The organism is Roseateles sp. (assembly GCF_039929605.1).
GTDB lineage: Bacteria > Pseudomonadota > Gammaproteobacteria > Burkholderiales > Burkholderiaceae_C > Pelomonas.
In genome coordinates, this window is the sequence record NZ_JBDSQX010000040.1 from 1 (window position 1) to 3,795 (window position 3,795).

Genomic DNA, 3,795 nt, shown 5'->3' on the forward strand with positions numbered 1-3,795 from the left:
GCAAGCTGCTCGTGCGATACGAGAAACTCGATCGCAGCTTCCTCGCGCTCAACCACATCGCCGCAGCGATCATCGCGTTCCGCAAGGTGCCGCTGACAATAAACATTATTTACGGATAGGCTCTTAGTCATGTGGCTGCGCCGGCACCGCTGGGCCTGTTTTGGTCTGATGACCTTGAGCTTCATGGCCTTCGGCCTGCTGACGCTGGACCTGGTGCGACTGGTGAGCAGCAACGCCGCCTTCCTCTCCGAGAATGGCTGGCAAGGCCTGCAGGACGGCGGGCTGCGGCAGTTGCTGGAGCTGCTGATCTCGTGCGTTGGCGCAATGGCAGCCTGGCTGCTGTTCAAGCTGTGCGAGACCGTGCTGATCCAATCGCTGACCCGATGAGGCCCGGCGCCACAAGCGCCACGGCCACAAACACAAGACCCGAGGAGACCCCATGCCGGTTCTGAACACCCAGCTCAACCCACGCTCGGCCGACTTCAAGGCCAACGCCGACGCGATGCGTGGCCTGATCGCCGACCTGAACGCCAAGCTCGCCAAGATCGCCCAAGGCGGCGGCGACGCTGCCCGCGCCAAGCACACCGCGCGCGGCAAGCTGCTGCCACGTGACCGCGTGGAGATGCTGCTGGACCCGGGCACGCCCTTCCTGGAGCTGGCGCCGCTGGCGGGCCTCAACCTTTACGACAACGCGGCGCCGGGCGGCGGCGTCATCGCCGGCATCGGCCGCGTGTCTGGCGTGGAGTGCGTTGTCGTGTGCAATGACGCGACGGTGAAGGGCGGCACCTACTACCCGATCACCGTCAAGAAGCATCTGCGCGCGCAAGAGGTGGCGGCGCAGAACCGCCTGCCCTGCATCTATCTCGTCGACAGCGGCGGCGCCAACCTGCCGAACCAGGACGAAGTCGTCCCCGACCGCGACCACTTCGGTCGCATCTTCTTCAACCAGGCCAATTTGAGCGCGGCGGGCATTCCGCAGATCGCCGTCGTCATGGGCTCGTGCACGGCCGGCGGCGCCTACGTGCCGGCGATGAGCGACGAGACCATCATCGTCAAGAACCAGGGCACGATTTTCCTGGGCGGCCCACCGCTGGTGAAGGCGGCGACTGGCGAGGTCGTCACGGCTGAGGACCTGGGTGGCGGCGACGTGCACACACGCCTCTCCGGCGTGGCCGACCATCTCGCCAACAACGACACGCATGCGCTGGCCATCGCGCGGCAGTCGGTGGCACGGCTGAACTGGACGAAGGCGAACCCGCTGGCCATGCAGGAAGCCAGGGCACCGCTGTCCGACCCGGCCGAGCTGCACGGCGTCATCCCCACCGACACGCGCAAGCCCTTCGACATCCGCGAGGTCATCGCCCGCATCGTCGACGGCTCGGAGTTCGATGAATTCAAGGCCCGCTACGGCGCCACGCTGGTCTGCGGCTTCGCCCACATCGAGGGCATGCCGGTCGGCATCGTCGCCAACAACGGCATCCTGTTTGCCGAGAGCGCCAACAAGGGCGCCCACTTCATCGAGCTGTGCTGCCAGCGCAAGATTCCGCTGGTCTTCCTGCAGAACATCACCGGCTTCATGGTCGGCCGCAAGTACGAGAACGACGGCATCGCCCGCGCCGGCGCCAAGATGGTGACGGCCGTGGCCTGCGCTGCTGTGCCGAAGTTCACCGTCATCATCGGCGGCAGCTTTGGCGCCGGGAACTACGGCATGTGCGGCCGCGCCTACTCGCCACGCTTCCTGTGGATGTGGCCCAACGCGCGCATCAGCGTGATGGGCGGCGAGCAGGCGGCCAGCGTGCTGAGCACCATCAAGCGCGACGCCATCGAGGCCAAGGGCGGTGCCTGGGGCGCCGACGAGGAAGAAGCCTTCAAGGCGCCGCTGCGCCAGCAGTACGAGGACCAGGGCCACCCCTACTACGCCTCCGCCCGGCTGTGGGACGACGGCGTCATCGACCCGGCCGACACGCGCCGTGTGCTGGCGCTGGGGTTGTCGGCGTCGTTGAACGCGCCGATTCCGGAGACGAAGTTCGGCGTGTTCCGGATGTGATGCTGATTCGCCCGCTGGTGCCGAGGGACTCGCTCGACGACCTGACCGCGCTGCTGCACGCGTCCTACGCCTCGCTCGCCGCCCAGGGCTGGAACTTCACGGCGGTGGACCAGAGCGTCCACGTCACGCGGGACCGCCTGGCCGGCGCCCAGGGCTTCGTCGCCGAGCTAGGCGGCCGCCTCGTCGGCACGGTTGCCGTGCGCGGCCCCAAGCGGGCTGACGAGGCCTACATCGCCGATCCACCGCCGCCGCTCTACACAACGCCCGACACGGCCATCCTGTCGCAGCTGGCTGTGCACCCGGACTGTCGCGGGCTGGGCGTGGGCGAGCGCCTGATCGACGCCGCCGAGGCGTGGGCGCGCGAGCAGGGCTTCGCGCAGCTGGCGCTGGACACCGCCGAGCCCGCCCTCGCCCTGCGTCGCCGCTACGAGCGGCGCGGCTACGTCGCGGTGGGCGGCGTGCAGTGGCAGGGCAAGACGTATGCGTCGGTGCTGATGTGCAAGTGCCTCGCCCGCCACCCCACGTGACGTCCACGCCAGCGCACTGATACACTCGATGCGCATCATTACCCAACGTTCTACACATCATGCGCACCAACATTGACATCGACGACGAGCTCATGAGCGCCGCGATGGCTGCCGGCCCGTACAAGACCAAGAAGGAAGCCGTGGAGGCCGGGCTGGCCCTGTTGAAGCGGCAGGCCGCTTACCGCGAAATCCTGAAATGGAAAGGCAAGCTGCAGTGGGGCTGGGACGAGCACGAACAGCGCCTGGACGGCCAGCCCAACATGGTCCGTGCGGCAGAACCCGAGGCAGCTTATCGAGCCAAGCCCGCCGTTGCTGGCAAGACGGCGGCCAAGACAGCGCCCAAGGTGGCAGCGAGGGGCAAGAGCCATGGTCGTCGTTGACAGCGGCGTCTGGATCGATCTCTTCGCAGGCCGCGAGAACGGCGCCACTGCCGCACTCGCACGCCTGCTGGACGACGGCCAGACACGGCTCGTGGTGCCCGACCTGGTGCTGTTCGAGGTGCTGCGCGGCTTTCGCGCCGAGAGCGATCTGCGCGTCGCGCGCTCGCTGTTCGCCGGCCTGCCCACCGAGGCCACCGGCGGGGCCGACCTGGCCCTCAGCGCGGCCGACCAATATCGACAACTGCGCCGCCTGGGACTGACGATCCGCAGCGGCATCGACTGCCTGATCGCCACCTTTTGCATTGAGCGCGGCTTCGCGCTGCTGCACCGTGACCGCGATTACGAAGCCTACGTGGACCACCTCGGCCTGCAAGCCTGGCCCCACCTTGCCCACTGACGCCATGACCGCCTTGCACATCGCCATCGCAGGCCACACGGCCCGCATCACGCTGAACCGCCCCGACGTTCGCAACGCCTTCAACGCCGAGCTGATCGCGGAACTCACAGACGCCTTCACCACGTTCGGCGCCCGCAGCGACCTGCGCGTCATCGTCCTCGCCGCCGAGGGCAAGGCCTTCTGCGCCGGCGCCGACCTGAACTGGATGAAAGCCATGGCCGGCTACTCGTGGGACGAGAACCACGCCGACGCCACCCGGCTGGCCGACATGCTGTGGGCTATCTACTCGTGCCCAGTGCCGGTGATTGCGCGCGTGCAGGGCGACGTCTATGCGGGTGGGGTGGGGTTGGTCGCCTGTGCGGACATCGTCGTGGCGGTGGACACAGCGGGCTTCTGCCTCAGCGAGGCCAAGCTGGGGCTGCTGCCGGCCACCATCGGGCCCTA

Annotated in this window: 6 protein-coding genes and 1 pseudogene; all 7 read left to right on the forward strand. The window is 67.9% G+C overall.

What is annotated here, in order from left to right:
* A pseudogene (locus tag ABIS05_RS05690) lies at positions 1–119 on the forward strand (IS5/IS1182 family transposase); the annotation flags it as partial.
* A 55-nt stretch (positions 120–174) separates the two neighbouring features.
* Positions 175–387, forward strand: coding sequence for a hypothetical protein (locus ABIS05_RS05695; RefSeq protein WP_348063221.1), 213 nt, complete (start codon positions 175–177; stop codon positions 385–387).
* 52 nt (positions 388–439) lie between these two features.
* Positions 440–2,047: a carboxyl transferase domain-containing protein gene (locus ABIS05_RS05700; protein ID WP_348010405.1), complete on the forward strand. Its 1,608-nt coding sequence runs from the start codon at positions 440–442 to the stop codon at positions 2,045–2,047.
* Positions 2,047–2,574 carry a GNAT family N-acetyltransferase gene (locus ABIS05_RS05705; protein ID WP_348010406.1) on the forward strand — a complete coding sequence of 176 codons (528 nt, stop codon included), beginning with the start codon at positions 2,047–2,049 and terminating at the stop codon, positions 2,572–2,574. The genes ABIS05_RS05700 and ABIS05_RS05705 overlap by 1 nt, the downstream gene beginning before the upstream one ends.
* Before the next feature lie 59 nt (positions 2,575–2,633).
* Entirely contained in the window at positions 2,634–2,954 is a 321-nt protein-coding gene (locus ABIS05_RS05710; protein WP_348010407.1) for a type II toxin-antitoxin system VapB family antitoxin, read from the forward strand.
* Positions 2,941–3,351, forward strand: coding sequence for a PIN domain nuclease (locus ABIS05_RS05715; RefSeq protein ID WP_348010408.1), 411 nt, complete (start codon positions 2,941–2,943; stop codon positions 3,349–3,351). Before ABIS05_RS05710 ends, ABIS05_RS05715 begins: the two co-directional genes overlap by 14 nt.
* A gap of 4 nt (positions 3,352–3,355) precedes the next feature.
* Positions 3,356–3,795: enoyl-CoA hydratase-related protein (locus tag ABIS05_RS05720; RefSeq protein WP_348010409.1), on the forward strand; the 440-nt coding region annotated here is incomplete at its 3' end.